Raw genomic sequence first — 512 nt, forward strand, 5'->3', positions numbered from 1 at the left:
TTTCACCTGTAAGATCACCCAAATCTTCCACAAGAACATGTTGTACTTGATCATGTTCAAAATAATTATCAGCACCATTTACGAAAACATTTAAGTGTTTGGAAAGGAACTCAGCTTTTGAATGTGCAGACTGTTTCGCCTTTTTGAACTCAATTTCAAGTGTTTCCATTGTAACGGAAACACCAATATTCGGGTTAACCATTTCCCAAACTTTACGATCTTCCCAATCATAATTTTTATTTGGCTCCCAGATTGCAACAAACAAAGAATCGTCATCGTCATTTTCCAAAACAAATTTCGCATATTTATAAACACGCATACCGACAGATGAAGCACCCTTACCAGCTGTTGAAATATTAAGCATTATTGGTTGTTCACGAGAAATCTGCGCTGACTTCAAGTTATCATACATGTCCATATTTTCCTGTGCATGGAGCTCGTCATTTAACACAAAATAAGGGTTCTTTCCTTCAAGACCCTTCGTGTTTTTCGTTAATACTTTGAATTTATTT

The 512-nt window shown here is 35.7% G+C and carries 1 protein-coding gene; it reads right to left on the reverse strand.

Features of this window, described 5'->3' with window-relative positions:
• Positions 1-512, reverse strand: a 512-nt coding sequence (locus RT27_RS30200; RefSeq protein ID WP_043938834.1) for a terminase TerL endonuclease subunit, incomplete at both ends; no start/stop codon positions are given.

Source organism: Bacillus sp. L_1B0_5, assembly GCF_000836715.1.
Lineage (GTDB): Bacteria > Bacillota > Bacilli > Bacillales > Bacillaceae_G > Bacillus_A > Bacillus_A thuringiensis_S.